This window comes from Sorangium sp. So ce145 (assembly GCF_051525985.1).
Classification (GTDB): domain Bacteria; phylum Myxococcota_A; class Polyangia; order Polyangiales; family Polyangiaceae; genus Sorangium; species Sorangium cellulosum_B.
The window spans coordinates 12,618,196-12,643,178 of the sequence record NZ_CP150315.1; the positions used below are offsets into that span (position 1 = coordinate 12,618,196).

General features: G+C 70.7%; 22 protein-coding genes. 5 read left to right on the plus strand and 17 right to left on the minus strand.

Translation table 11 applies throughout. The features are described 5' to 3' along the window. The first annotated feature begins 797 nt into the window (after window positions 1-797). Window positions 798-1,949 (plus strand): hypothetical protein, encoded by a 1,152-nt coding sequence (locus tag WMF34_RS46975; protein WP_437991909.1) that lies wholly within the window; start codon window positions 798-800, stop codon window positions 1,947-1,949. Here WMF34_RS46975 and WMF34_RS46980 read toward each other — a convergent pair. Next, entirely contained in the window at window positions 1,946-2,314 is a 369-nt protein-coding gene (locus WMF34_RS46980) for a hypothetical protein (protein ID WP_437991910.1), read from the minus strand. The genes WMF34_RS46975 and WMF34_RS46980 overlap by 4 nt on opposite strands. Between WMF34_RS46980 and WMF34_RS46985 the strand changes: the two genes are divergently transcribed. Next, window positions 2,313-3,362, plus strand: a complete 1,050-nt coding sequence (locus WMF34_RS46985) for a GAF domain-containing protein (RefSeq protein WP_437991911.1) — start codon at window positions 2,313-2,315, stop codon at window positions 3,360-3,362. The genes WMF34_RS46980 and WMF34_RS46985 overlap by 2 nt on opposite strands. Window positions 3,363-3,383: 21 nt before the next feature. On the opposite strand, the gene WMF34_RS46990 is transcribed toward WMF34_RS46985, so the two are convergent. After that, complete coding sequence (locus tag WMF34_RS46990) at window positions 3,384-4,616, minus strand: hypothetical protein (RefSeq protein ID WP_012241809.1); 1,233 nt, start codon at window positions 4,614-4,616, stop codon at window positions 3,384-3,386. 56 nt (window positions 4,617-4,672) lie between these two features. On the opposite strand from WMF34_RS46990, the gene WMF34_RS46995 reads away from it, so the two are divergent. Then, window positions 4,673-6,043, plus strand: coding sequence for an NAD(P)/FAD-dependent oxidoreductase (locus WMF34_RS46995; protein WP_437991912.1), 1,371 nt, complete (start codon window positions 4,673-4,675; stop codon window positions 6,041-6,043). 80 nt (window positions 6,044-6,123) lie between these two features. On the opposite strand, the gene WMF34_RS47000 is transcribed toward WMF34_RS46995, so the two are convergent. Together WMF34_RS47000 and WMF34_RS47005 are read right to left on the minus strand one after the other, a co-directional pair. Next, complete coding sequence (locus WMF34_RS47000) at window positions 6,124-6,552, minus strand: hypothetical protein (protein ID WP_437991913.1); 429 nt, start codon at window positions 6,550-6,552, stop codon at window positions 6,124-6,126. Window positions 6,553-6,565: 13 nt separating this feature from the next. Then, the gene (locus WMF34_RS47005) at window positions 6,566-6,889 is read right to left on the minus strand and encodes a hypothetical protein (protein ID WP_044967492.1); all 324 of its coding nucleotides are present in this window, start codon (window positions 6,887-6,889) and stop codon (window positions 6,566-6,568) included. A gap of 125 nt (window positions 6,890-7,014) precedes the next feature. On the opposite strand from WMF34_RS47005, the gene WMF34_RS47010 reads away from it, so the two are divergent. Next, on the plus strand, window positions 7,015-8,100 hold the full coding sequence (locus WMF34_RS47010) for a serine/threonine-protein kinase (RefSeq protein WP_012241813.1): 1,086 nt from the start codon (window positions 7,015-7,017) through the stop codon (window positions 8,098-8,100). 52 nt (window positions 8,101-8,152) lie between these two features. Further along, window positions 8,153-9,493, plus strand: a complete 1,341-nt coding sequence (gene thrC, locus WMF34_RS47015; RefSeq protein WP_012241814.1) for a threonine synthase — start codon at window positions 8,153-8,155, stop codon at window positions 9,491-9,493. A gap of 28 nt (window positions 9,494-9,521) precedes the next feature. Here thrC and WMF34_RS47020 read toward each other — a convergent pair whose 3' ends face one another. The 13 genes from WMF34_RS47020 to gspD all read right to left on the minus strand — a co-directional run bounded on the left by WMF34_RS47020 (window position 9,522) and on the right by gspD (window position 24,938). Then, window positions 9,522-11,363 (minus strand): STAS domain-containing protein, encoded by a 1,842-nt coding sequence (locus tag WMF34_RS47020; RefSeq protein WP_437991914.1) that lies wholly within the window; start codon window positions 11,361-11,363, stop codon window positions 9,522-9,524. Window positions 11,364-11,436: 73 nt separating this feature from the next. Then, window positions 11,437-12,717 (minus strand): type II secretion system protein GspN, encoded by a 1,281-nt coding sequence (gspN, locus tag WMF34_RS47025; protein ID WP_437991915.1) that lies wholly within the window; start codon window positions 12,715-12,717, stop codon window positions 11,437-11,439. Continuing rightward, window positions 12,714-13,310, minus strand: a complete 597-nt coding sequence (locus tag WMF34_RS47030; protein WP_012241817.1) for a hypothetical protein — start codon at window positions 13,308-13,310, stop codon at window positions 12,714-12,716. Before WMF34_RS47030 ends, gspN begins: the two co-directional genes overlap by 4 nt. Further along, window positions 13,307-14,821: a type IV pilus biogenesis protein PilM gene (pilM, locus tag WMF34_RS47035; protein WP_012241818.1), complete on the minus strand. Its 1,515-nt coding sequence runs from the start codon at window positions 14,819-14,821 to the stop codon at window positions 13,307-13,309. The genes WMF34_RS47030 and pilM overlap by 4 nt, the downstream gene beginning before the upstream one ends. A 27-nt stretch (window positions 14,822-14,848) precedes the next feature. Beyond that, on the minus strand, window positions 14,849-16,258 hold the full coding sequence (locus WMF34_RS47040) for a general secretion pathway protein GspK (RefSeq protein WP_437991916.1): 1,410 nt from the start codon (window positions 16,256-16,258) through the stop codon (window positions 14,849-14,851). Between the two features lie 98 nt (window positions 16,259-16,356). Then, window positions 16,357-17,022: a type II secretion system protein GspJ gene (locus WMF34_RS47045; protein ID WP_012241820.1), complete on the minus strand. Its 666-nt coding sequence runs from the start codon at window positions 17,020-17,022 to the stop codon at window positions 16,357-16,359. A 56-nt stretch (window positions 17,023-17,078) separates the two neighbouring features. Then, on the minus strand, window positions 17,079-17,738 hold the full coding sequence (locus tag WMF34_RS47050; RefSeq protein ID WP_012241821.1) for a type IV pilus modification PilV family protein: 660 nt from the start codon (window positions 17,736-17,738) through the stop codon (window positions 17,079-17,081). Further along, the gene (locus WMF34_RS47055) at window positions 17,738-18,436 is read right to left on the minus strand and encodes a pilus assembly FimT family protein (protein ID WP_012241822.1); all 699 of its coding nucleotides are present in this window, start codon (window positions 18,434-18,436) and stop codon (window positions 17,738-17,740) included. Before WMF34_RS47055 ends, WMF34_RS47050 begins: the two co-directional genes overlap by 1 nt. Before the next feature lie 24 nt (window positions 18,437-18,460). Continuing rightward, the gene (locus WMF34_RS47060) at window positions 18,461-18,910 is read right to left on the minus strand and encodes a type II secretion system protein (protein WP_269454225.1); all 450 of its coding nucleotides are present in this window, start codon (window positions 18,908-18,910) and stop codon (window positions 18,461-18,463) included. A 3-nt stretch (window positions 18,911-18,913) separates the two neighbouring features. Further along, window positions 18,914-19,327 carry a type II secretion system protein GspG gene (locus WMF34_RS47065; protein WP_012241824.1) on the minus strand — a complete coding sequence of 138 codons (414 nt, stop codon included), beginning with the start codon at window positions 19,325-19,327 and terminating at the stop codon, window positions 18,914-18,916. 6 nt (window positions 19,328-19,333) lie between these two features. Then, entirely contained in the window at window positions 19,334-20,560 is a 1,227-nt protein-coding gene (gene gspF / locus WMF34_RS47070; protein WP_012241825.1) for a type II secretion system inner membrane protein GspF, read from the minus strand. An 8-nt stretch (window positions 20,561-20,568) separates the two neighbouring features. Continuing rightward, window positions 20,569-22,347 carry a type II secretion system ATPase GspE gene (gene gspE, locus WMF34_RS47075; RefSeq protein ID WP_437991917.1) on the minus strand — a complete coding sequence of 593 codons (1,779 nt, stop codon included), beginning with the start codon at window positions 22,345-22,347 and terminating at the stop codon, window positions 20,569-20,571. Continuing rightward, window positions 22,344-24,938: a type II secretion system secretin GspD gene (gene gspD, locus WMF34_RS47080; RefSeq protein WP_012241827.1), complete on the minus strand. Its 2,595-nt coding sequence runs from the start codon at window positions 24,936-24,938 to the stop codon at window positions 22,344-22,346. The genes gspE and gspD overlap by 4 nt, the downstream gene beginning before the upstream one ends. Between the last annotated feature and the right edge of the window lie 45 nt (window positions 24,939-24,983).

Here is a 24,983-nt window from a genome sequence, read left to right on the forward strand (position 1 = left end):
CCCAAGCCGACGGGGTGACCCGCGATATGTCCGGCGCCCGGCAGTCGCATCGTCCAACGCGCCGCTCGATATTCCCTTGCACAGCACACGTCGTGCCAATGTGGAGGCGTGCGTCGTCACAGGCCGTGCCTCGGGTTCAAGCAGATGCGCCGCGGCCTTTCAAGGCAGGCGGGCTGCATCGAGCGCCGATGCCGGGATGCGAGTCGCGCCGCGCCGGCGCACACCGCGCCGAATCGGCGTGCTGCATCGGCGCGGCGCCTCGTTGGCCTGGGCGCGAACCGTCGCTGCGAGGCTATCCGCGCCCGCGACGCGGACGGACGTCCCCGCGAGCGACTCCCTCAGCGCCCTTCGTCTCTCTGACATCCGCCTCGCGTCGCTCGCTGCCGGATGCGAGCTCCTTGTTGGTCCCTTGGATGTGCCTGAGGCACCGGACGCTGGCAGCAGCATTGGCGTCGGGCGGTAGAGGCGCAGGGCTCGTTGTGGGCAAGATTGCATATGACCACCTCGAGGCGCGCCCTGGCCCGCGGTGTGCTCTGACAGCGCGCGTGCTCGGACGCGACACTATGGCGATAAGGGCCACGATGATTTGTTCGGCTGGAAGGTGCGCTGGGGCATCATGAACTGAAGATCTGTATGCGGCGCTGGTCGGGCTCATTGTCTCTCCGCCTGCATGGCGGATGAGTCGTATTCGCTTCTGCCTGAGGAGCTCGCGCCGGTCTGCCGCTTGCTCTAGGCCCGCGCGCGTCATGAGCCGATGCAACTGAATCTGGAGAGAGAGGAGACTGATGATGACTCGCTTGAACGTTCGTCATTTTGCGCTCGCTGGCGCGCTGCTTGCGGCGCCGCTGGGTTGCACGATTCCGGAGTTCGATGGCTCGAACAGCGTCGCCAGTGTCGAGCACGACGACCGCTTGATCACCGCCGATGACATGGCGCTGCTGGCCGTTGACGAGCGCCTGACGCTCGATCTCCGAGGCGGCGCCTATCGGATCGATCCATCCGCCGGTCCGGTCGATCTGGCGCTGATCGATGTGATCGATCCGAGCGGTGATGTTCTGTCGCTCGACGAGGCAATCGCTCGGAGCATGGCGGCCGGCAAGCTGTCGCGTGACGATCTCCTGCGCGGGATCGTCGTGAAGGCGGCGGGAAATGAAGTCGTCGCGCTAGCGCTGATCAACGGGCTCGAGCTGGTCTCGGCATCCAGCGGTCTGAGCTCGACGTGGTGGCGGAGCCCCACGGTCTACTGCCCCGGTAGCAGCACGCTCGTCGGAATGGGATCGAGCCAGACCTGGAATGGTCACATCCTGTTTCGCGGGCTGATCCCGGTGCAAGGCCTCGCAGCGAACCCGTACGGAACCGAGGCTGCTGCGCAGGAGGACCTGGCCGGGACCACCATCAACTGGCAGATCACGGCCTACGCCACGTGCAGCCGGCAGCTCTCTGGGCTGACGGTCGCGAAGGCCGATAGCTCGAGTTCATCGAGCGCCAGCCGCACCTGGACGGTGAGCTGCCCGTCGGGCAAGAAGGTGGTCGGTTCCGGCGGCACGATCACGAACGGCAATGGTCGTGTGAAGATCGACGAGATCCGGCCCAACGAAACGCTCGATCAGGTCACGGTCACGGCGTCCGAGGATCAGGACGGCACCACCAGCAACTGGTCGTTGCGCGCGTATGCGGTCTGCGCCGATGCGCCGACGGGCCTGGTCCGCGTGCGTGCGACCGCCGCGAACGGGTGGGATCGGCGCCCGGTCGTCGCCGCGTGTCCGGCGGAGAAGCGACTGCTGAGCGTGGCCGGTGGCGTCGACGCCGGCGTGCGAACCGCGATGCGCACGTACGAGATGGTGCCGTCGTGGGATCTCAAGACGGCGACGGTGCGGGTCGGGACGCAGGGCAGCACCTCCGGCGTGACCGGAGAGGTTCGCGCGTACGCGATCTGCGCGGACGGCTAGTCGAGACGTCGAACCATCCACACGCTCGGGATCTCCCGGTCGAAGCCGGCCTTCTTCTGCGCGCGCCGGGCGGGTGCGTGACTCGGATCGGCCTCTCCGACGGCCACGCCGAGCGCGAGCCACTTCCCCTCGTGAAGCCGGCTCCAGGTGAACGTCCGCGCCTCGAGATCGAGGACGCGCTGGTGGCGCGAGCGTGGGCGCGGCTGGGTGTACAGCACACCCTCGATGATCTCGCCCTTGATGTGCGGCGGTAGCGCCTCGAGGTCCGCCAGCGTGGCGGGATCGAGCCTGCGCAGCGAACCACCGTCGACACGCCGCCGGGAGATGCCTCGGGACGCGGTCCGTGCTGGTAATCTTCTCATCATGGCCGACCTGAACGACCCCGTCCGCCTGGCCGAGCTGCGCGGCGCCGTGCTGCGCGCCGACGCGGACGCCATCCTCGACGCCTGCGTGGTGCGGGCCGCCAAGCTGGCCCGGTCGCCCATCGCCGTGGTCAGCCTGCTCGTGCGCCATGTCCAGCTCCTGCGCGCGCAGCACGGGCTCCCCCTCGAGCTCGCCGTGAGCTGCGCGACGTCGAGGAGCAACTCCTTCTGCCAGCTCGTCGTGCTCGACGAGGTGCCGCTCATCGTCGACGACGCGCTGCGCGACGAGCGCGTCCCGAAGGAGCTCGTCGAGAGCTACGGCATCCGCGCGTACGCGGGCGTGCCGGTGCGCGCGCACGGGCACGTGCTCGGGGCGCTCTGCGTGCTCGACGTCGTCCCGCGCCGCTTCGACCAGCGCATCGTCGGCGCCCTCGAGCAGCTCGCCATCGACGTCTCCGGCCGGCTCTCGGCGCTCTCGCTGAGCGACGCCCCGCTGGCCAGCGCCGACGTGCAGGAGCGCCTCGTCCGCGTCGAGCAGGCCACCCGCGCCCTGGAGCGCGCGCTCCTCGCCCTCTCGCCCGTCATCGCCGCGGCGCAGGCGGCGACGGCGGGGCCGCGGGGCGACGCGGCGCGCGGGATCGACGCATCGCACGCGCCGCGCGCGACGCACGTCACGCCGGCCAGCCTGCGCGCGGCCGTGTCGTGCTGGCGCGACATGGGCCCCGTCGCGGAGGAGCTCTGCGAGGAGGCCGCGGCCATCGCGAGCGCCTCGCCCTGCGAGGCGGCGTCAGGGCTCGCCACGGAGGCCCGGGCGCTCGCGCGGAACCTCGCCGAGATCGGCCCGCTCGTCCGGCTCGCCGAGGGCGTGCTCGATGGGACGCTGGGAGAGGCCGCCGCGGCCAAGGGGCGGGCGCTCGTGCTGCGCGGCGCGCTCGACGCCCACGAGGCCGCCTCCGCCGCGGTGCAAAAGCTCCGCGCGGGCGCCCTGCGCGCGCGGGCCGCGACGGCCGGCCCCCGGAGCGGCGGCGCCGCTCCGCCCGGGGCGGCGTGACCAGCGCGGCGCCGCGGGGGATCACCGCGGCGGCAGGGTCGACGGCGGCGCCGGCACCTCGCGGGTGATCTCGCCCGCGTCGGGCCCGTCAGCGAGCGGCTCCGAGCCCGGAGCGAGCGGCGTGCCCTCCCAGGTCGCTGTCTTGTCCCGGCTCCCGTAGACGAACGGCGGACGGGTCTCCAGCTCCCGGGCGATGCGGGCGAGCTCCTCGTCGAGGTGGCGCGGGTTCGCGAGCAGCCTCTCGCGGATGCCGCTGTTCAGGTAACCGCGGACGTCGGCGCTGTCCGGGTAGTACTTCGTGAACACGTTGTGCCGGAAGAGCGGCTTCAGCCGGTGCAGATCCCTGGGCCCGGTCGGGAGCGGCAAGAGCTCGACGAAGCTCTTCCGCTTCGCCCGCTCCTCCAGCCGGTCGAGGACGAGCTGGAGGCTGTTCTCGAGCAGGTGCGGCGCGCAGTGATCCGCGAAGTCGTCGTACAGGAGCCGCATGAGCGCCCTCGCCTCGTCGATCGGCAGCTGCGCCTGCCGCTCGCGGCCCATGCGCCGCACGAGGACCATGAAGGGAGACGGCTGGTTGCCGGTCGCGCGGATCACCTCGGGATCGCGGAAGTCGGGCTGGCGGTAGGGGAAGTGCCGCGGGTTGATCGCGTCGAACCCGCCTCGGCCGTAGAACAGGATGCGCTGCCACGACAGGCGCTCTTCCGGCGTGAAGTACTCGACCTCGGCCGCGAGATCGACGTTCATCCCGAAGTACTTGCCCGGGGCCGAGGGCGCGGGGAGGGTGATCTTCCCCATCGCATGCAGGTCGGTGAGGTACTGCATGGCGAGCTCGACCGGCGAGATGCGCAGCCAGTACGACAGCACCGTCCCGCGCGCCTCGGGGATCATGAAGATATGAGCGAGGTAGATGACGCAGAGGTCCGGAGCGTACGCCGGGTTGATGAGCACGGTGCCGTCGCGGACGCCGCGCACCTTTCCGTCCGCGTCTCGCGCCACGAGCAGGAAGTAGCGCATGTACGTGCCCGACGGCTCGGGCGTGAACGGGTCGTCGCGGAGGAACGCCTCGATCGCCTCCCTGCGCTCCATCTCTCCATGGGGACCGAAGCAGTCCCAGAGGATCTGATACGCCGCGTCGAAGTCCGGGTCGGAAGGGTCCTCGATGGACCAGATCTGGTATTTGCGGGTTTCGCGCTCGATCATCTCCACCACGTCCTGGTGGAAGAGATCCTTCATGCAGAGCCGGACACGTCGCTTCAAGCAGGGCTCCCGGGGTTCATGGTGCCAGAGGCGCATCCCTCTGATAGGTGATCATCGTGGCTCGTGCAGCGCTCGTTGACACGTACACGCACTCACACACGCTCATGCACGTCGATTCCGCGCGCTCGGTGTGGAGCGAGGCGGGTCCGGTCTATGAGCCCGTCCCTCCGCTGCGCGCGGACGCGACGGCCGACGTGGCCATCATCGGAGGAGGTTTCACCGGGATCTCCACCGCATACCACCTAATCCGCCGGTTTCCGAGCCTCCGCGTCGTGATCCTCGAGGCGCGCCACCTCGCGAACGGAGCGAGCGGGCGCAACGGGGGGATGATGCTGAACTGGATCAACGGGGTGGGCTCTCGCGATCCGGAGCTCACGCGCCGCGTGTACGAGACGACGCGCGCGGGGATCGACGGCATCGTCGGGATGATCCAGGAGCACGACCTTCCTGTGCGCCACCGCCGCGACGGATGCATGGAGGTGCTCACCGACGCGCGCCGGGCCGAGGCGGCGCACGCGCGGGTGGAGCAGCTGGCCAGCTGGGGCATTTCGCTACAGTACCTGGACAGCGCGGCGCTCTCGAAGCGGCTCGGTGTCCAGGGCGCGGCCGGGGCCGTGCTGGACGCGACCGAGGGGCAGCTGAACGGGGTCGACCTGCTGCGCTGCCTGCGCCCGCTGCTGCTCGCGTGGGGGGTCGCCATCCACGAGGACACGCCGGTGCTCGGGATCCGGGAGGGGCGCACGATCGAGCTGACAACGCCGGGCGGCGTCGTCCGGGCCGCGGCCATCGTGCTCGCCACCAACGGCTACACGCCGCGCCTCGGCTACTTCAAGACCGGCATCTTCCCGCTGCACTCGCACGTCATCGCGACCGAGCCGCTCGACGCCGAGGCGCGCGCCGCGCTCGGCTGGGGGCAGGTCGCCGGCTTCAGCGACGACCGCGACCGGATCGCGTACGCCAGCATGACGCCGGCCGGTGAGCTCGTGTTCGGCGGGGGCAGCAACGCAGCGTATGCCTATCTCTACGGGAACAAGACCTCCTACCCGGGCACACCCGGGTCGGCAGGGCCGGCGTTCGAGGCCATCCGGCGCCGGCTCACCGGCTATTTCCCCGCGGCCGAGCGGCTGCGGATCGCGCACCGCTGGACGGGCACCCTCGGCATCACGATGAGCCGGCTCTGCAGCATGGGGGTGCGCGGCGAGCACCGGAACGTGTACTACGCCCTCGGTTACAGCGGCCACGGCGTGACGCTCGCCAACCTCGCGGGCCGCGTGCTCTGCGACATCTACGCGGGCGACGACGCGCGGTGGCGGGATCTGCCGTTCTACATGGCCCCCCTCCGGGGCGTCCCGCCCGAGCCGCTCCGCTGGCTCGGCTATCACGCGTACACCAAGCTGACGGGGCGCTCGCCGCGCAAGGCGGCGTAGAGCGCGGAGCGAGGCGGCTCCTGCGCGCGCAGGTAGCTCGCGCGCGAACGCATCGCCGCCACCTCCTAGATCTTGCTTCGTCAGACGCTCTCGCCAGCGCCGGCGCGGTCCAGAGCTCCTCGGCGCAGCGACTCCTTGAACGCCTCCAACTCCTGCTCTGGGAGCGGCACGACCATGCCGCGCAGCGGCTTCAGCTCGATCTGGGACACCGCCCAGGCGAACCACGCCGGGTCCATTCCGCTATCTTTCTTCAGAGCATCCTCGAAGCCCTGGAGGATCGGGAAGCCGGCGCGATCGATGAAGAACAGGTCGACGAGATCGACGCGCGTGACGCCGACGCTGGAGGCCGCCGCCGCAGCCTCCAGCGTGCGGACAATCGGTTCTACGTCCTCGCGCAACCCGCAGAAGAGGTCCAGATCGTCGGAGCGCCGGTGATCGAGCAGCAACGCGAGCCCTGAGCCTCCGACCAGCCGCACCGCGGGCGATGCGTCCTGGGCCGCGAGGACCAAGCGCTCGGCCAGCTCAGGCAGCCGCGGTAGTCCGGACATGCTCCCGGCGACGCTCGAGCATCATCGTCCAGACGCCACGGGCGCGCCCCAGGCGGTGCACGATCCGAGGCCAGGCCTCCTCGATCGCGGGCCAATCGAGCAGCGTCCATACGTCGCGGCTGTTGGCCTCACGGAGGATGCGGGCGATCAGGTCATCCCGGGTCGGGGAAGCCTCACGCGCGAGGATCCGACGCGCCTCCGCGACGGTGATGCCCAGATCCCACAGGAAATACGGCACGGCGTCGGGATCGAGCAGGCGTTGTGAGGTCGGCGGCAGCGGCATGTCGTCCCCCGGCACACGATGGCGCCACCCTGGCAAATTGCCGGAGGCAGCATCGGCTCGCAAGGAGAATCCCTCGGCCGGCGGCCTCTGCCGAGCGGGCTTGCGTGGCCGGAGCGCGGGGCGCTATTCGATGCGGGGCCATGTTCTGCGCGCGCTGCCACCGGGAGTACGACGCGGGCCATCGGTTCTGCCCCTACGACGGCGCGGAGCTCACCGAGGGCCGGCGCGTCGACCTGTTCCGGTACAAGCCGACCCGGCTGCGCGGCACCGTCCTCGGCGAGCGCTACGAGGTGCGCGGCTACCTCGGCAAAGGGGCGATGGCGCGCGTCTACCTCGCGGTCGAGATCGAGACGGGCCAGCCGGTCGCGATCAAGGTCCTCGAGGAGTTCGCCGCGCGGGCGGAGCGGACGCGCGAGCGGTTCGTGCGCGAGGCGCAGAGCGCCGCGACCATCGGGCACCCGAACATCGTCCGGGTGCTCGACGCCGGCACGCGCTCGGAAGACGGCGCGCCCTACCTCGTGATGGAGTACCTCTTCGGCGAGTCGCTCGGCGACTGGCTCCGGCGCGAGCGCCGCATGGACGCGGACCTCGCCATCCCGGTGCTCTCCCAGGCCGCGTCCGGGCTCGCCGCCGCGCACCGGGCCGGGATCATCCACCGCGACGTGAAGCCGGACAACATCTACCTCGTGGGCCCGCAGGGCGATCCGTACGCGGTCAAGGTGCTCGATTTCGGCCTGGCGAAGATCCAGGCCGCCGACCTGATCACGGCGACCGGCACCGCGGTGGGCACCCTCGAGTACATGGCGCCCGAGCAGGTCGTGAGCGACCTGCCCGACGCCCGCACCGACGTCTACGGGCTCGGCGTCGTCATGTTCCGGGCCTTCACCGGGGAGCTCCCGTTCCCGCGATCGGAGCAGTCGGAGCTCCTCGCCCGGCAGCTCGTGACCCCGCCGCCCCGCCCCTCGGAGAAGCGCCGGAGCCTCGATCCGCTGCTCGAGTCCGTGATCCTGAAGGCGATCCGGAAGAGCCCGAACAACCGCTATCCCTCGATGGAAGCGTTCCTCGAGGATCTCGAGCGGCTGGCCGGAGACCGGGACGGGCCGCTCTCGGCCGACGAGCCGCTGCGGGAGCCCAGCGACGTCTACCTCCCGCAGGGATCGTTTGCCAGGAACGCGGCGATCTACTTCTATAGGCGGCTCGGCATGGAAGCCCCACGCTTCGACTGAACCGACACCACCTCCCGCGGGCGCTTCCCGCCACCCAGGAGATCCGATTGCCATGGCCTACTCTGCTGCATTCCGATGCCTGACCGGTTGTGCCGGCAGCTACCCGCTGACGCAGCCCCTCTACCGTTGCCCCACCTGCGGCGGCCTGCTCGACGTCGCCCACGACGTCGACGCGCTCCGTGACCGGAGCCCCGCGACGTGGATGAAGCTCTTCGACGAGCGCTACAAGCGCACGGTGTGGCCCTACGGCTCCGGGGTCTGGGGCAAGCGGGAGTGGGTCGCGCCCGAGGTCCCGGACGAGGCCATCGTGTCGATGGACGAGGGCGGCTCGAACCTGTTCTGGGCGGACCGCTACGGCCGCACGCTCGGGCTCGATGACGTCTGGGTGAAGCTCTGCGGCAACAGCCACACGGGGTCGTTCAAGGACCTCGGCATGACGGTGCTCGTCTCGGTGGTGAACAAGGCGATCCGCGAGGGCCTCGAGGTGCGCGCGATCGCGTGCGCGTCGACGGGGGACACCTCGGCGTCGCTCGCGGCGTACGGGGCGGCTGCCGGCTTGCCCGTGGTCGTGCTGCTTCCGCGGGGCAAGGTGTCGACGGCGCAGCTCGTCCAGCCGATCGCGTCGGGGGCGCTGGTCCTCTCGCTGGACACCGACTTCGACGGCTGCATGGCCATCGTGCAGCGCCTCTCGGCCGACGGCGTCGTCTACCTGGCGAACTCGATGAACGCCCTGCGGCTCGAGGGCCAGAAGACCGTGGCCATCGAGATCGTGCAGCAGTTCGACTGGACGCTGCCCGACTGGGTCATCCTCCCGAGCGGCAACCTCGGCAACGCCTACGCCCTCTACGCGGGCTTCAAGATGCTGAAGGACCTCGGCCTGACGACGCGGTTCCCGCGCCTCTGCGTGGCGCAGGCGGCGCGGGCCAACCCGCTCTTCAAGGCGTGGTCCGAGGGGCGGAGCGAGGTCGTGCCGATGAAGGCGGGGGAGACCCTGGCGAGCGCGATCCAGATCGGCAACCCGGTGAGCGCGCCGAGGGCGATGCTGGCCCTCAAGGCGATGGACGGCGTCGCGGAGGAGGTCACCGAGGACGAGCTCTGTGACGCGGCGGCCCGCGCCGATCGCACCGGAATGTACACCTGCCCGCACACGGCGGTCGCCCTCGCCGCGCTGGAGAAGCTCGTGAAGAAGGGCCTCGTCGAGAAGCGCCAGCGGGTCGTCGTGGTCTCGACCGCGAACGGCCTCAAGTTCACGGAGTTCAAGGTGAAATACCACGAGCGCGCGCTCGCGGACGTGACGAGCCGGCTCGCCAACCCGCCGGTCGAGCTGCCGCCCGACTACGACCGCGTCCTCGCCGCCCTCGACAGGCACGCCGCGCAGACCGGCAAGCGCTGACACGCCGGCAAGATCGGGCCGCCGGCCGCTACCCGCGCGACCTCGCGCGGCGCCGCCGGCGCCGGCCGCGCGCGTTCGCGGAGGTCATCGCGGAGGCGATGCCGTTTTGCAGCGTGTTGTGCGTGACGATGCCGCTCATGTCGACGCCGATCTCGACGAGCGTCCTGGCCACGTCGGGGCTCAGGCCCGTGATGATCACCTCCGAGCCGAGCAGGCGCACCGCCGTCGCGGCGCCAAGGAGCGCGTCGGCGCACGGGCCGTCGATCCGCGGCACCCCGGTGATGTCGAGGATCGCGACGTGCGCGCGGCGGGCGGCGACGCCCCGGACCAGCGTCTCCTGCACGCGGCGCGTCCGCTGGCTGTCGAGGGCGCCGACGAGCGGCATCACGACGATGTCGTCGCTGATCGGGATGAGCGGGGTCGACAGCGCCGCGAGGATCTCGTTCTGCGCCCGGAGGGCCTCCTCCCGGGCGCGCCGCGCCTCGGTCTCCGCCTCGGCGCGCTTCCGCTCCGTGACGTCCCGCACGATGACCACCGCCTCCGCCCGATCGCTGCCGGCGATCCGGACCTCGTAGTCGCGCGCGCCGCCCGCCAGCTGCTCCTGGTACTCGAAGACGTGCGTCGCCTCGTCCGCGAGCGCTCGCGCCACGAGGCCGGTGATCTGCTCGGCGACGTGGGCGGGGAACACGTTGGCGACGTGCCTGTGCAGGAGATCCTCGGCGCGGAGCGACGGCCTCGGGTCCCGGGAGGCCTTGAAATCAAGGCAGATGCCGTCGCTGCTGATCCGGAGGATCGTGTCGGGGATGGCGTAGAGCAGCGCGCGGTTGTTCGCCTCGCTCCGGCGCAGGGCCGCCTCCACGCGCTTGCTGCCGATGAAGTGGCCGGCCTTGGCGGCGACGGCGAGCAGGACGTCGAGCAGCCCCGGATCGGGCGCGCGCGGCTCGGCGTCCATGAGCTCCAGCACGGCCGCGACCTGCGCGTCGGCGCGGACCGCGATGGGGAGCTCGACCGCGAAGCGGAGGCCGGCGCCGCGCGCCGCCTGCGCGCGCGGGTCGTCCGCCTCGGCGTCGAGATCGCTGAACCAGGTCGGCTCCCCCTGGGCGAGCGCGCGGCCGGGCAGCCCGGCGTCGCGGGCGAAGCGCGCGCCCCGGGTCGCCGCCTCGAGCGCGATCGAGTCGTCGGGCGCGGCGCTCCAGGTGTGCTCGCAGCGCAGCCCGTCGCTCTCGTCGTCGCCGAGCCACAGGGCGGCGAACCGGAAGCCGAGCATCTCCCCGAGCGCGCCGAGGAGCGCCGGGACGCCCTCGGAGAGCGTCGTCGACTCGACCATGATCCTGGTCACGGTGTACTGCGCCGACACCTGGTAGTTGGCCTCGGCGAGGGCGCGGCGCTGGTTCCACTTCTCGGTGAGCGCGAAGGCCATCTGGCGGACCTCGCTCGGATCGAACGGCTTGGCGAGGATGAGGAGGTTGTCGGTCTGCCCGAACCGGGCGGCGATCTCCTCCCACGCGTCATCCGAGTCCGCCGCGCAGAGGACCGCCTGGATGGCGCCGTCCTCCTTCCAGATGCGCGAGAGCGTCTCGACGCCGTCCCACCCCGGCATGCGCGCGTCCACGAACACGAGCGCGTACGGCGCGCCGCCCTGCTGCGCCTCGCGGACCTTCGCCAGCCCCTCCTCCCCGCGGGTCGCGGACGTGAGCTCGAACCTCACCGGCCGCCGGGCGGGCGGCTCGCGGAACAGCGTCGGCTGGGGGCTCGCGAAGGTCGAGCCCTCCGGCTCGGATCGGAGGATCCTGCGGAAGTCCTCGTGGATGGCCTCGTCGTCGTCGATCAGTAAAATGCGCCGGTTCTGCTGCCAGCTGGGATCCCCCATCACCGAGTCCTTGGAGCGTGGGTCCGGGTCCTAGAGCAGGGCGCGTCCTCGTCGCACGAAGCTGCACCCCGCTCTATTCAACGGGAGGCGTGCCCTCGCCGTCTACGGGCGGAGGCGACGGCGGCCGTGTGGGGGACTCGTCCTCGGTGGAGGGCGGGGGCGGAGGCGGGGGCATCACAGGGGGCTCGTGCTCCTCACCACCTTCCCTCGGGGCGGCCTCGGAGGCGCCGAGGGGCAGGTTCACGCCGCCGGGCTTCCTCGTTGTCGTGGCCGGGCTCGCGCCCGGCGCGCCGCGGCCCCGCGCGGCGGGCGACTCGGCCGCGTGCGGGTCGAACCGGGGCTTCTTCAGCGGGCCGTGGACGTGCCAGCCGTAGAAGCCGTCCGCTCGCTTCGACCGCTTCATCTTGGGCTGCTGCATCTCGATCAGCCCGGGCACGTTCGATCCCGGCGCGCCGAGCAGCGACTTCGTGAGATCGCTCTTCGATCGGTACGCGTCGGTGAACTTGAAGCGCACGTAGAGATCCGCCGTCGAGTTGTTCCACGGCTCGCGCATGTTGACCTTGCCGTCGCCGTCGAGCTCGAGATCCTGGCCGTTCGCGGACATCTTCGTGACCTTGAGGACGCCGTCCTTCGCCTCCGCCGACAGGAGCAGCTCCCCCAGCTTGGCCTCCGGGAGCGCGATGAGCCCCTGGATCTTCGTCTTGCCGTCGCCGACCGAGACCTCCTTGGCCGAGACCTCGAGCGCGCCGTTCGCCTTGTTGAACTTGCCGTCGGGCGCGCTGAGATCGAGGTTCGCGCTCAGCGTGCCGGCGATCGGCAGGCCGAGGATGTCCCCGAGCGGACCCACCTTGGCGAGCTCCACGTCCGAGACCTCGACGTGGACGTCGCTGCCCGATCGGCCCATCGGGACAACGCCCTCGATCTCGCCGCCGAACACGCTGGCCCAGAACGAGATCCGCATCCGCCCGATCAGGAGGGGCAGGATCTTCACCCGCGCGTGCGCCTCGTCGATCTCGATGACGCTCGGCTTCGGCGCGCTGTCCTTGGCGGCGTCGCCCGAGGCGAAGGCCGCGGCGCCGCTCGGCCTGCTGCTCGTGCCGAGCTCGCCCGGCGGCAGGATGAGCCGCACGCCCTTCATCTCGACCCCCGTGAACCAGTACGAGTCGAGCTCGTCGATCTCGAGGCGCTGCGCCTGGCTCGGGCCCCGCTTCTGCTGCGTGCGGTCGAACTCGGCGATCAGCCGGTCCTTGAGCCGGTCGTAGGGGAACGTGAGGTAGCCGAAGAGCCCCAGGCAGAAGAGGTAAAAGAGCGGGTAGACCGCCCATCTCGCGATCTTGACGAGCCGCGCCTTCATGGCTCTTGCTCCTCTTCGGCGGCGGGGGGCGCGGACGGCGCGGGGGTCGCCGGCTGGGGCTCGCCCTTCCGATCGAACGCGGAGATGCCGAGCTCGACCTCGTAGGAGTCCGGCTCACCGGCGCGCGGCTTGAGGTTCAGCTTCGTCACCGCGACCGGGTGGCCCGAGCTCTCGATGTGCTCGAGCATCTTGGCGAGCCCGAGCATCCCGATCCTGTGCATCTTCACCACCGTGATCCGCTCGGTGTACTTCTTGCCGTGCGGGACGTCGGGGCGATCCTGCGACTCGGCGGCGGTGAGCTGCTGCTGCTTCGCCGCGTCCTCGATGAAGCCGGCGAGCGCGGGCGCCGGCCGCGCGTAGCGCGCGAGCAGCGCGTCCTTCAGCGCCTTGCGCTCGCTGACCTTCCCCGAGGCCTCGTAGATCGACTGGAGCAGGTCGCGGATCTCCTGGTTCTCGGCGCGCTTGCTGGACGCGACGCTCGCGAGCCCGATCGGCACGAGCAAGAGGACGATCACCGCCAGGAATCCGAGGAGGATGGTGAGGAGCCTGCGCTCGCGCGGCTCCAGCTTGTCGAGTCGCTCGCGGAGCGTCATCGCGATCCCTCCGGCTTCTCCGGCGCGCCGGCCGAGGCGCTCTCCGCCGCGTCGGCGGCGCCGGTCTTCTTCTTCTTCGTCTTGTCCTCGCACTTGAGATCCAGCTCGAGGACGTACTTGTGCCTGCCCTCCGTGAACTGGCTCGTCCGGCCGACCTTCACGTCGCGGAAGCAGCGGTGCTCCTTCATGTGATCCGCGATGATCTGCGCGTCCGACACCGACGGGACGACGCCCTGGAGGGTCACGTGGCCGCGGTTCACGTCGAGCTCGAGCACGTCGTGCGTGATCTCCTTCGGCACGGCCTTCGAGAGCTGCACCATGACGTCGAAGGCGTCGACGCGGGGCATCGGATCCTCGTCGGCCGCGCCGGGGCCCTGCTCGAGCAGCTCGCGGGCCTTCTGCGGGTCGCTCGTCTCCTCGCCGAGCACGTCGTGGGAGGCGGTCGCGAGCGAGGCGGCGAGCAGCTCCCGCTCCGCGTCGAGGGTGCGCAGCTCCGCGACGATGGAGAACCCGAAGCTCAGCGCGATGACGGTGCCGAGGCCGGCGAGGATCGGGATCTTCTCGCGCAGGAACGGGTAGCTGCGCTCGGCCTCGAGCGCGCCCTTCCGGAGGTTGAACCCCTTGGTCTTCGGCGTCAGCCCGAGCGCGAGCCCGAGCGCCTTGGCGAAGCGTGGCAGCGCCGCGGCCTGCTCGGGCGTGAGCCCCTCGATGCGAGGGGTCGGCAGCGGCAGGATCGTGAGGCCGAGCTGCGTCGACAGGAACATCTCCGCGCCCTGCGCGGTGGCGCCGCCGCCGACCAGGTACATCCCCGCGAGCGGCTCGCCGCCGAGGTTGCGCCACGCCGCGAGCGTCTGGCGGAGCTCGCGCGCGAGCGCCGGCGCGGTGCCGGGGAGGCCGGCCGTCCCGCGCGACAGCGTCCGGGCGAAGACCGGCTCGCCGCCGGAGACGATCACGATCTCGGACGTGAGGTAGTCGAGGTCGAGCAGGGCGATCGGCGCGCTGGCGGGCGACGGCGCGGCGAGCTCCGGCATCACCGCCTCGAGGTTGGCGAGCGCCACCGCGCCCAGCGCGACCCGCTCCGGCTCGAAGCCGAGCGCCTCCTTCACGACGGCGATGCGCTCGCGCACGTCGTCCGCGCGCGCGACGGCGGCGAAGACCGGCAGCGTCTCCACGCCGGGCGGCCGCTTCAGCAGGCGGTGGTCGAAGACCGCGTCTTCCATCTCGAACGGCACCGTGGCCTCGAGCTCGAAGCCGAGGACGTTCTCGACCTCCTTCTGCGCGGCCGCCGGCAGGTCGAGGCGACGGTAGAACGATTTCTCCCCGGAGAGCGCGATCGCCGCGGCGTCGGGGCGGTGGAGCCCCACGGCGGCGCGGATGGCCTCGGCCTCGGAGACGCCGTCCGTGACGGCCGCCTCGCCGAGGGCCTCGACGAAGACCCTCCTGTACGTGGTGCGGATGAGCGCCGCCCGCACCACGGATTTTCCAGCATCTATCCCGAGCAGCCTGTGCATTTGCGCGCTTCTTCCCGGAGGGGTGTCCTAGTCGATGCGATAGTAGATGATCGTCCCGGCAGGGTTCGATCGTACCTGCTGTTCGTACGTTTCCGGCGTCGCAGGGGCGCTGCTGCTGCCGCCGCCATTGCCACCCTCGCCACCGCTGCCGCCGCTTCCGCCACTTCCGCCGCTTCCGCCACTGCCGCTCTGGCTGAGCGGCGTCGCCCCCGTGAGGTCGACCACCGCATGGACGCGCACGCGCGTCTCACGCTTGTTCCCCGGGACGACGCCATCGGCGTAGATGCTCAGGAAGTTGGTCCTGTTGCCGAGGGACCTCGTGACGTTCGGCCTGAACGTCACAGCTTCCACGCCCATCGCCTTGAACTGCTGCCCGAGCATCCCCCCGAGCGAGCTGCCCGCCCTCTGGGTCATCGCATCGACATAATCTCTCGGGGTGGGGAAGAGCAGCCCCCCGGTCATGCTCTGCACGAGCGACGCCACGGTGAGGAACGCCGTCTGCTGGTTCACGTCGGTGCACAGCGGCGTCGTCGCGATATCCACGAAATCGGCGGTGCACGTGAGCCTGAGCAGGGTCAGCGCGTTCGCCGACGAAACGTTCACCTTCTGCCTCCGGTTGCCCCAGACGGTCAGGACCCGCTTGTCGGGGTTGCTCGGATCCGGGTCGACGAACGTCGCCCAGAAGTCGTCGTTCATGCCCCGGATCAGCCGCAGCTCGTCGACCGAGTCGTACGGGGCGTTCTTGCGCTGATACGGGAGGCCGACCGTCTGGTAGAAGCTGTCCTCGGCGCCGGTGGAGCTCGGGGCGTTCGGCGTCGCGTCGCAGGCGAACGTCTGGTCGCCGGGGTCGGCCCAGTCGATGAGCGCGCTGCAGATGGTCGCGCGGTCGGAGAACTGGCCGTCGCCGTCGCGCTCCTCGAAGAGCGCGTTGTACTGCGCGTCGCTCATCAGGCTGAGCAGCTGGTTCCCTATGGCGATCTGATCGGAGATGCCGCCCACGTCGTCGGCGGCGCGGTTGACGTTGATCTTCGAGTCCTCGTCGACGATCTTGAGCTCGAAGCGGCCGCCGCCGGTGAGCCCCAGGTTCTTGCCCGTCGCGCTGCCCTCGCCCGCGGCCTCGGGGGGCGGCGCCGCGCCGCCCTCGGCGAGCTGCGCGTTGAAGGGGCCGAGGAACATGTCGGTGAACTTCCAGACCGGCACCTGGAACTTCCCCCTGATCCCGACGATCGCGAGCATCGGCCCGATCGCCGTGCTGACGCTCGGCTCGGAGGCGATGAGCATCCGCGACAGGTTCACGGCGCTCTTCGCGTAGTACTCGGCCCGCAGCGCGTCGCGATCGGCGAGCGCCGCGGAGAGCTCGGTCGAGGTCTCCTCCTGGAGCTCGGTCAGGAACACGGTGAGCACCGTGATCGCGCCGAGCACCATGACCAGGGCCACGCCGCGCCGCTCGCGCCGCCTCCGGAGGCGGCGGAGGCCGCGCCCGCCCTGCATGGCGGGGGACGCGCGCTCCCTCTCGCTTCGGCGCCTCGGCCGGCTCATGGCGTCGAGTTCCCGAAGGCGATGGGGACCTGCATCGGGAGTGGCACCTTCGACTCGAACTTGATCGGCTCCCCGCCAGGCCCGCCGTTCAGGACCAGCGTCACCCACACCTGCGAGGGGAGCCGGTCGAGCTGCGCCGCCGGCTGCGTCGAGTCCCACGAGTCGACCCACTCCCCGGTGATCGGGTCGAGGTACTGGACATTGAAGCTCTCGATGTCCTCGGCGAGCACGTTGACGACCCCGCCCCTCGTCGGCTCGGTGTCGATGGTCCTCGCCTCTCGCCGCACGAGATCGAGCCTGTCGCGCTCCGGGTCGCGCGCGCCGAAATAGCCGATCTCGCACTGATCGGACTCGTGCGCGTTCCGGAGGAGCCTCCGGTGCGCGAACGCGGTGAAATCGACGCGGTCCGCGGGCGACGAGTCGTCCCCCGTGAAGGCGGTGAGCCGCACGACGATGTTCTTGTCGGCCGGCTGGTGCCTGGACAGGAAGGCCGTCTGGAGCTCGCGCGAGATGCGGGCGATCGCCGCGCGGCCCTGGTGGTAGCGGTCGCCCATCCGCGCGATGCCCGAGCGCGCGCGGCTCATGCCGTCGAACGCGCCGTAGATGAGCGTCCCGATGAGCGCCAGGATGCCGACCGAGACGAGGACCTCGAGGAGGGTCACCGCGCGCGAGCGGCCGCGGCGCCTGCGTAGAGAGCTTGGCCTTCGCGTCGCCACGGTCAACTCCCTCCTCCCTGACCGCCCGCGCCCTCGTCGGGCTGGCCCATCTGGGGGATCGTCACCCACTGCACGAGCTCGAACGCGTGCTCTCGAGACCCTTGCTTCCAGGTCAGCTTGACCGTCACCCGCCGCGCGCTCGCCTCGAAGATGGGCTGGAGCGTCGGCGCGAGCATGTCGACGAACGGCTGCAGGATCCCCGAGATCCCGCCGCCCGACTCGCCGCCCCCCGCGCCGCCGCCGACCAGCGACTGCGCGAGATCGTTGATGTCGCCGCTCGGGGCCGCGGTGCCGCTCGACTCGCCCGGCTTGCCGAGCGCCCCGAGCCCCTCGAGGTTGGTGTCGAGGTCCAGATCGCCGTACTTGGGCTCGGGCATCTCGGGCTTCTCGATGCGCCAGCTGCACTTGATGTTCGGCGACTCGTCGCCCTCGCAGCACGGCCCGCTGTCGGCCTCGTCGAGCGCCGGCAGGCCGTCCTTGGCGAGCCGCTCCTCGAGCTCGGTCATCTTGCAGCGCGCGAGCCCGTTCGCGAGGCTGAGGTTCCGCGCGTGCGCCGCGGCCGAGAAGGCGCCCGCCTGCGCGGAGAGGATCGCCGTCAGCCCGAGGCCGAGGATGGCGACCGCCACCATCACCTCGAGCAGGGTGAAGCCGCGGGCGCGCATCAGAGCCCCGTGTCCTCGCGCTCCGACGCCTCGGCGTCGTCGCGCGGCCTGGGCATGCTCGCCTTGCCCTTCCTGAGCTCCGTCTTGCCGGTCAGCGGCGAGACGAGCACCGTCATCACCGCGTCCTCGGTCTCCCCGCCGCCCAGGCTGAGCTGGATCGCGGCGTGCTCGGTCTGGCCTCCGGGCCAGAAGTAGAGATACGCCCGCCCCTCCGTCACGGGCTCGTCCTGGTGTCCGGTCTCCACCTGGAGGAAGCGCACGCCGCTCGACAGCTCCTTGCCGGGCCTGTCCTTCTCGGGGTTGAAGCCGTACGCCTTCGCCGGCTCGAACGAGGGCCGCGGCGCGCGCGGCCCCTTCAGGATCGCCTCGGCCTCCGCCGTGGCCGCCTTCTCGGCCTCCGTCGCCGCGGCGGCGCCGCCGGCCCGATCGTTCCGCTCGACGAGCAGCTCACCCGCGGATTCCTCGAGCACGATCATCCGCTCCTCGAAATCGAAGACCAGCCGCACCGGCTTCGACTTCGCGTTCGCGTGGGCGTAGGCGACCCTGACGGCGCCCGCGAGCAGCGCCGCGCTGCGCTTCAGCCGCGCGCTCGTGACCGCGCCCATGCCGAGCATGACCGAGCCGCTGATGAGCGCGATCACCGTGACGGTGATCAGCACCTCGACCAGCGTGAGTCCCCTCGTGCGACGGCGTGCCATGGGCGCTCCTGCTCCCGCGCGGCGCTACATCTCCGCGATCTTGTTGAGATCCGACTGCTTCATGTCATCCCGGATGTCGTCCGGGGTGTTCTCTTTCCTGTCGTCGCCGGACGAGATGACATGGACGTCGTTGTTCTCGTCACACCTGATCTTGTAGGGCTGGCCCCAGGGATCGTCCGTCTTGTTGCCGTCGATCTGCTTCGCGCTGACCAGCGCCTGGATCGTCGGGCACCCTTCGCTGCCCGCCCCGAGCTGCTGATACTGCTCGGCGGCGCTCTTGATGATCGTCGCCCCGGTATAGGCGCTCTTGACGCGCGACTGCTTGAGCTTCGGCCACACCACGAGCGTGGCGCCGCCGGCGATGATCGCCATGATCGTCACGACGATGAGCACCTCGACCAGGGTCACGCCCCGCGAGAGCCTCCGGCTCAGCCGTCGAATCCTTCTTGCGCTGCTTGCTCTGTTCGTCTCCATCTCTCACTCCACCCTGTCAAGGCCGCCTATTTCGCCGTCCGGTCCGTCGCTCATGAGATCGTATCCGTCCGGATCCTTTCTTCCGGGACAGGTGAGCCGGAGCGGCCTGCCCCACGCGTCGACCGGGTCGATCGCGAGGTATCCCTCGCGCTTCAGCTCTTCCAGGGAGCCCGGGCACCGCCGCTCGTGATCGGCGCGGTACAGGGTGATCGCCCCGTGGACGACGGACAACGTGGCGCGGGTCGATCGAATTCCCACGAGCCGCCGCTCGCGCGCGCCGAGGAGCAGCAGGAGGACCGCCATCGCGAGGCCCGCGGCGAAGGGCCTCGCCCGCGCCATGCCGGTCCGCCGGAAGAGCCCGCCGCCGCGCTCCCAGGGGAAGAAGATCGTGCTCTCTCGCTGCCTGCGCCGCCCCATAGCCACCTACCCGACGAAGCTCGACATCTGGATGAGCGGCATGAGGATGGATATCGCGATGAACGCGACCGCGCCGCCCATGATGACGATCATGAGCGGCTCGAGCAGGCTCGTGAGCACCTGGACCCGGGTCTCCACGGCGGAGTCGTAGGCGTTGGCGACGTTCTCCAGCATCGCCTCCAGCTGCCCGCTCCTCTCGCCGATGGCGATCATGTGGGTGACGATCGGCGGGAACCGGCCGCTCCGCTTCAGCGGCTCGGCGATGCTCTGGCCCTCGCGGATCGACGCGATGGCGTCGACGATGACCTTCTCCAGGGCGGCGTTGCCGAGCACGCTCCGCACGATATCCATCGCGCTGAGGAGCGCGACGCCCGACGACAGCAGGGTCGCGAGGGTCCGCGAGAAGCGCGCGATGGACAGCATCTGGATGAGCTTGCCGAAGATGGGCGCCTGCAGCACGAACGTGTCCCACGCGAGGCGGCCCTTCGGCGTCCGCACCCAGCGGCGGAACCCGTACACCGCGCCGACGAGCGCGAGCAGGACGAGCCACCAGTAGCTCGAGGCGAACGCCGACGTGCCGATGAGCGCCGCCGTGTACCAGGGCAGCGCCTGGTCCATGGAGGCGAAGATGCCGGTCACGTTCGGCACGACCGCGACCATGAGGACCGAGATGAGCCCGATGCCGATGAGCGCCATCAGCGCGGGGTAGGCGAGGGCGGCGGTCACCTTGCCCACGAGCTTCGCCTGGTTCTCCATGAAGACGGTCAGGCGGGTCAGCACGCCCTCGAGCGTGCCGGACGCCTCGCCGGCGCGCACCATGCTCACGTAGAGCGGCGGGAAGACCGAAGGGTGCGCCTCGAGGGCCTTGGCGAAGCTCGTGCCTTCGCGCACCTGCTCGCGCACCTGCGTGAGCACCTTCTTCAGCGACTCCTTCTCGACCTGCTCGATGAGCGCGTTGAGCGACTCGAAGAGCGGGATGCCGGCGCCGATGAGCGTCGCGAGCTGGCGGGTCATCACGGCGACGTCCGACGTCGAGGGGCGGCCCGCGAAGGCGAAGATCTTGAGATCGCGCTTCGCCTTCGCCTTCGCGGCCTGCTCCTCGGTCGCGCCGGTGAGCATGATGCCGTCCTTGCGCAGGGCGGCCCGGAGGGCCTTCGCGTTCTCCGCGTCGCGGACCCCTTTGACCGGCTTGCCGGTGCCGACGAGGATGCCTTTGTACTCGAATACCGCCACGGCCTTCCCTACTCGTCGACGATGACGTCTTCCTGCGTCGCCGCGAGGACCTCCTCGACGGTGGTGATGCCCTTGAGCACCTTGCGCGCCCCGTCGTCCCGGAGCGTATCCATCCCCTGGGAGATGGCGACCCGCTTGATGGTCTGCGCGTCCGCGCTCTTCAGGATGTGCGGGCCCACCGCGTCGTCGACGACCATCAGCTCATAGATGCCCCGCCGGCCGATGAAGCCCTTCTGGTTGCAGGCGTCGCAGCCCCCGGGCTTGTAGAACACGGCCCGGTCGATGTCCTGACCGATGTAATCGTATTTCTGTCCGTGCACGCTGTAGCGGCTCGAGAGCTTCCGCCGCGCCTTCCAGGCGAGCCGGTCCTCGTCGAGGCCGAGCTGCTGCAGCTCGTAATCGGAGGGCCGGTAGGCGACCTTGCACGCCGGGCAGAGCAGGCGCACGAGGCGCTGGGCGAGGATGCCGATCACGCTGCTCCGCACGAGGAACGGCTCGATCTCCATCTCGACGAGGCGGGTCACGGCGGCGGCCGCGTCGTTCGTGTGGAGGGTCGAGAGCACCAGGTGGCCGGTCAGCGACGCGTGGATGGCGATCTCGGCGGTCTCCTTGTCGCGGATCTCGCCGACCATGATCACGTCCGGATCCTGGCGGAGGAACGCGCGGAGCGCCGAGGCGAAGGTGAGCCCGATCCCGGGGTGGACGTGGATCTGGTGGATGCCGCCGATCTCGTACTCGACCGGGTCCTCGGCCGTGAGGATGTTCCGGCTGGGCTCGTTGATCCGGTTGAGGCAGGCGTAGAGCGTCGTCGTCTTGCCGCTGCCGGTCGGGCCGGTGACGAGGATGATGCCGTCCGGCCGCTGGATGAGCGCGTCCATGATGGCGTACTCGCGCGGCGCGAAGCCGAGATCGTCGAGCCCGAGCAGGACCGACGCCTTGTGCAGGATGCGCATCACGATCCGCTCGAAGCCGCGGCTCGTCGGCACGGTCGAGACGCGGATGTCGACGCTCTTGCCCGCGATCTTCAGCGTGATGCGGCCGTCCTGCGGGAGCCGCTTCTCCGCGATGTTGAGCGCCGCCATGATCTTCACGCGGGCGATGATCGGCGCCATGAACTGCTTCGAGGCGCGCTTCGCGACGTAGAGCTCGCCGTCGATCCGGTAGCGGACGACGACGTCGCGCTCCTCGGGCTCGATGTGGATGTCGCTCGCCCGCTCGCGGACCGCCTGCGCGAAGAGGCCGTTGACCCAGGCGATGATCGGGGCGTCGTCGTCCGAGTCGATGATGTCGACGAGGTTGTCCTCCTCGAGCGCCGTGTCGCCCTCGAGCTTCGCGCCGCCGTCCTCCTTGCGCTCCCAGATGCGGTTGATCGCGTTCAGCACCGCGTCGCTCGTGGCGACCGCGATCTCGACGGGCTTGCCGAACAGCGCCCGCACGTCGTCGATCGCCGTCGTGTCGAGGGGGTCGGCGACGGCGCAGTAGACGACCCCGTCGTGCTCGGCGAGCGGCAGGATCTTGTGCTGCTTGGCGTAGGTGATGGGCACCCGGCTCGCGAGCTCGAGCGGCACCGCGTCGATGTCGATGCGCGGGAGGAGGCCGACCTCGCACTCCTCCGCGAGCGCCTTGGCGATGCTCGCCTCGTCGGCGATGTTGGACGAGACGATGAGGTCCGCGAGCGGCTGGCCGCGCTCGCGGACGGTGTCGTAGAGCGGCGCGAGCCGCTCCGCGGGGACGACGCCCCGCCGGATCAGGATCTCGCCGAGGTACTGCTGCTGCTGCAGGCTCATTCCACGCGCTCCATCTGCCGTCCGCCGCCCGGCGGCCGCCGCGTGGGCCGCGGCGGCGGGGCGCCGTTCGGCGGCGGCGGCAGCTGGGCCGGCTCGCCCTCCATGTCGACCGCGCCGGGCTGCATGTGCACGGCGCCGGTGGCCTTGCCGCCGAACGTCGGCAGGCCGACCGGATCCACCGGCACGTGCTCGCGCGGCCCCTTCGGGCGCGCCTCCTCCTCGAGGCGCGCCCGCTCCTCCTCGGCCAGCATCGACTGGCGGATGTCCTCGAGGAGCCCGTTCGCGCGGCCGAAGTCGCGCGGCGGCTCCCATGCGGCGCTCTCGCTGAAGACGAAGTAACGGTCGATGAACTCCTGCCGCTCCTGCATCTTGCGCTCGAAGATGGTCCGGAGGTCGTCCTGGTCGCGGATCACGTAGGGCGTCAGCACGAGGAGGAGGTTCGTCTTCGTCTTGGTCTTGACCCGCTGCCGGAAGAGGAACCCGAGCACCGGGATGTCGCCCAGCACGGGGATCTTCGTCTCCGAGGTGGTCATGCCGTCGCGCATGAGGCCGCCGATCACGACCGTCTGCTGGTCCCGGACGACGAGCGTGGTGCTCGCGGTGCGCTTGTTGATGGGGATCGCGCCGAGCGCGCCCTCGAGGGGGGCGCCGGCGTCGGAGATCTCCTCGGAGAGCTCCAGCCGCACCTGGTCCGAGTCGTTGACGTGGGGGACGACCTTGATCTTCGTGCCGACGTCCTGGCGCGCGGCGGTGCCGCCGACGCCGCCGAGGCCGCCGAGCAGGCCGGCGAGCCCGCCGAGCCCGCCCGCCGCGGCGCCCGCGCCGCCCGCGAGGCTCGCGAGCTGGTTGAGCCCGCCGCCGCCCACGTTGGTCTGGAGCGGGATGTTCTGGCCGATCGAGATCTCGGCCGCCACGTTGTCGGTCGCGAGGATGTGCGGCGTCGCGAGGACGTTGGAGTCGCCGTCCTGGGCCAGCGCGTGCAGGACGACGCCGAACGCGGGGATCGAGATGCCCGTCCCGAGGATGTTGTTCGAGCCCGTGATCGCGGGGCCCTTGATGCCCAGCGCGAGCGCGCCGAGCTGCGCCGGCAGGCCGATGACGGACTGGCGGATGTTGTTGCCGCCGTAGACGACGCTGTCGTCCGGGTTCAGGCCGTTGAACGGCGCGCCGGCGTGGTAGCCGATGCCGAAATCGAGCGAGCGGCTGACGTTCACGTCCATGATCACGGCCTCGATGAACACCTGCCGCCGCGGCTCGTCGAGCTCGTCGATCACGGCGCGCAGCTGGGCGTAATCGTGGGGCGACGACGTGATGAGGAGCTTGTTGCTCGCCTCGTCGCAGGTGACCTTGACCTGCCCCTCGAAGATGTCGTCGGTCGAGCCGGGCACCGCCGGGGCGGCGCGCGCGCCCGGCCTGCCGCCCACGGGCGCGCCGCCGCCGCTCCCGCCGCTGAGGACCTGGTTCAGCGTCGCCGACAGCTCCTTGCAGCCGGCGTGCTGGAGCGAGAGCACGTGCACCTGCCCCTCGCCCGTCTGCGCCACGTCGAGGCGCTTCAGGATGCCGAGGACGCGCAGGTAGTCCGGCTCGGTGGCGGTGATGATGAGGGAGTTGGTCCTGTCGTCCGCGATGATGCGGGCGCCGGTGCCGCCGGCGCCGCCGGCGCCGCCCCTGCCGGGCCGGCCGCCGCCCGCCGCGCCCCGGCTCGGGTCGACGATCTCGTTCAGCTTGGTCGCGACCTCCGCCGCGGAGCCGTAATGAACGGGCTGCACCCAGAGCTGATCGCCGGCGCCGCCGACGTCGATCTCCTCGACGATCCGGAGCATGCGCTGGATGTTCGTCCCGGTGTCCGTGATGATGAGCAGGTTGCCGGGCGGGTAGACGGTGACGTCGCCGTCCTTCGATTTGAACTTGCTCAGGACGCCGCCCGCCTCGTTGGCGTCGATATGGGACAGCCGGTACATGCGGGTGACGAACCGGTCCTCCGCGGGCACGGGCGCGGCGGTCCCGAACACGGGCGTCGTCTCGGACACCGCGCCCGGCGTCTCCACGATCTTGAGGAAGCGGCCGTGGGGGATGACGGTGAGATCGTTCGAGGCGAGGATCGCCAGGAACGCGCTGTACGCCTCGGCGACGGTCACCTTCTCCGGCGCGTACACCGTGGCCTTGATCTGCCGGAGCTTGCCGCCGTAGATGAAGCGGCGCCCGGTGATGTTGCTGATGGCCTTCACGAGCTCGGGGAGGTCGGCCTCGTCGAGGTTGAAGCTGACCTTGTAGCCGCCGGGCTTCGGCTTGAACTCGATCTCCTGGACCCCTTGCTTGACCGCGGCGAGCGGGTCGTCCCCGGCGTCGGCCGGGGCGCCCGGCGCGGCTGCGCCCGGCGCGCCAGCTGGCGGAGCGCCTGCGGCCGGCGCGCCCGGCGCGGGGCGGGCGGGCGGCGGGACCTGGCCGGGGGTCCGCAGCACGGGGGCGCCGCGGTTCGCGGGCTGCGCTGCGGCGGGCGGCGCCGCGGCGGCGAGCACGAGCGCCGCCACCGGCGCGGCGAGGAGCCTCCTCCGGAGGCAGCAGGATCGCTCGAGGGTCGTCATCACCATCAGTCGACTCGATATTCTCTGCGTTGGTTGGTCGTGGGGAGGCGG

Coding starts and splice junctions, on each gene's coding strand:
- WMF34_RS46985 (WP_437991911.1), top strand. CDS start 2,313: ATGGCCGACCTGAACGACCCCGTCCGCCTGGCCGAGCTGCGCGGCGCC.
- WMF34_RS46980 (WP_437991910.1), bottom strand. CDS start 2,314: ATGATGAGAAGATTACCAGCACGGACCGCGTCCCGAGGCATCTCCCGG.
- WMF34_RS47010 (WP_012241813.1), top strand. CDS start 7,015: ATGTTCTGCGCGCGCTGCCACCGGGAGTACGACGCGGGCCATCGGTTC.
- thrC (WP_012241814.1), top strand. CDS start 8,153: ATGGCCTACTCTGCTGCATTCCGATGCCTGACCGGTTGTGCCGGCAGC.
- WMF34_RS47020 (WP_437991914.1), bottom strand. CDS start 11,363: ATGGGGGATCCCAGCTGGCAGCAGAACCGGCGCATTTTACTGATCGAC.
- gspN (WP_437991915.1), bottom strand. CDS start 12,717: ATGAAGGCGCGGCTCGTCAAGATCGCGAGATGGGCGGTCTACCCGCTC.
- WMF34_RS47030 (WP_012241817.1), bottom strand. CDS start 13,310: ATGACGCTCCGCGAGCGACTCGACAAGCTGGAGCCGCGCGAGCGCAGG.
- pilM (WP_012241818.1), bottom strand. CDS start 14,821: ATGCACAGGCTGCTCGGGATAGATGCTGGAAAATCCGTGGTGCGGGCG.
- WMF34_RS47050 (WP_012241821.1), bottom strand. CDS start 17,738: ATGCGCGCCCGCGGCTTCACCCTGCTCGAGGTGATGGTGGCGGTCGCC.
- WMF34_RS47055 (WP_012241822.1), bottom strand. CDS start 18,436: ATGGCACGCCGTCGCACGAGGGGACTCACGCTGGTCGAGGTGCTGATC.
- WMF34_RS47060 (WP_269454225.1), bottom strand. CDS start 18,910: ATGGAGACGAACAGAGCAAGCAGCGCAAGAAGGATTCGACGGCTGAGC.
- WMF34_RS47065 (WP_012241824.1), bottom strand. CDS start 19,327: ATGGGGCGGCGCAGGCAGCGAGAGAGCACGATCTTCTTCCCCTGGGAG.
- gspE (WP_437991917.1), bottom strand. CDS start 22,347: ATGAGCCTGCAGCAGCAGCAGTACCTCGGCGAGATCCTGATCCGGCGG.
- gspD (WP_012241827.1), bottom strand. CDS start 24,938: ATGGTGATGACGACCCTCGAGCGATCCTGCTGCCTCCGGAGGAGGCTC.